The organism is Citrobacter sp. GW821-FHT07H02 (genome assembly GCF_059418505.1).
In genome coordinates, this window is the sequence record NZ_JBWKPZ010000037.1 from 1 (window position 1) to 1,249 (window position 1,249).

Below are 1,249 nucleotides of genomic sequence, written 5' to 3' on the forward strand. Positions count from 1 at the left end.
TGAAGTGGTCAACAAAAACTGGCCACCACTTTAGAGTTTTTCCAGTATCGATTTTCCGATTCGTTGGGTGGTAACCCGCCGTTATATTCATGCGGCCTGAGCGCGCTGTAATACCCAACGATATAATCTGTTATTTCATGGGCAGCATCGCTGAAGCTTGTGTAACCCATCACCGGTACCCATTCGTTCTTCATACTCCTGAAGAAGCGCTCCATTGGGCTATTATCCCAGCAGTTTCCACGTCGGCTCATACTCTGTTTGATCCGGTACCGCCACAATAACTGCCGGAACTGCCTGCTTGTATAATGACTGCCCTGATCGCTGTGGAACATCACTCCGTCTGGCTTGCCGCGAGCTTCCCACGCCATTTCCAGCGCTTTGGCCGTCAGTTTGCTATCCGGGGAGAACGATATTGCCCAACCCACCGGTTTCCTCGCGAACAGATCAAGAACAACTGCAAGGTATGCCCAGCGCTTACCTGTCCAGATATACGTCACGTCGCCGCACCACACCTGATTTGGCTCTGTCACTGCGAACTGCCGCTCAAGGTGATTCGGGATCGCGACGTGTTCATGGCCGCCACGTTTATATCGATGAGTAGGCTGCTGGCAACTGACCAGCCCCAGTTCTTTCATCAGTCTGCCAGCAAGCCAGCGTCCCATCCGATAGCCTCTCTGGGTTGCCATTGTGGCGATGCTCCTTGCTCCGGCAGAACCATGGCTGATGTTATGCAGCTCCATCACCTGGCTTCGTAATACAACCCGTCTACCGTCTGGTTTTTCAGGGCGGTTTTGCCAGTATTTGTAGCTGCTACGATGAACCCCGAACACGTGGCAGAGAGAGGCCACTGGATAACGCGCCCTGAGTTTCCCGATTAACGAGAATTGTTCAGGGAGTCTGACATCAAGAGCGCGGTAGCCTTTTTTAATATTTCGTTTTCCATTTCAATACGTTGTAGCTTTTTCTTTAGATCACGTATTTCGATTTGTTCCGGGGTTATTGGAGAAGCGTTTGGCGTTTTGCCTTGTCGTTCATCACGTAGCTGTTTTACCCATTTCGTCATCGTAGAAAGGCCAACGTCCATGGCCTTAGCAGCCTGAGCAGCTGTGTAATTTTGATCGACAACCAACTGGGCTGATTCACGTTTGAATTCAGGACTAAAATTTTTTCTTTTCATTGGTGCACCTGTGTTGTTCTGAGGTGAGCATATCACCTCTGTTCAGGTGGCCAAATTCAGTAAACCACTTCA

Annotated in this window: 1 protein-coding gene; it reads right to left on the bottom strand. The window is 50.0% G+C overall.

Annotation, left to right across the window (positions count from 1 at the left end; all coding sequences use genetic code 11):
* Positions 1–8: 8 nt before the first annotated feature.
* A protein-coding gene (locus AC07NP_RS21790; RefSeq protein ID WP_494661705.1) for an IS3 family transposase occupies positions 9–1,177 on the bottom strand; the annotation gives its coding sequence in 2 pieces (ribosomal slippage) (positions 9–928 and positions 928–1,177; 1,170 coding nt in all).
* Positions 1,178–1,249 lie beyond the last annotated feature (72 nt).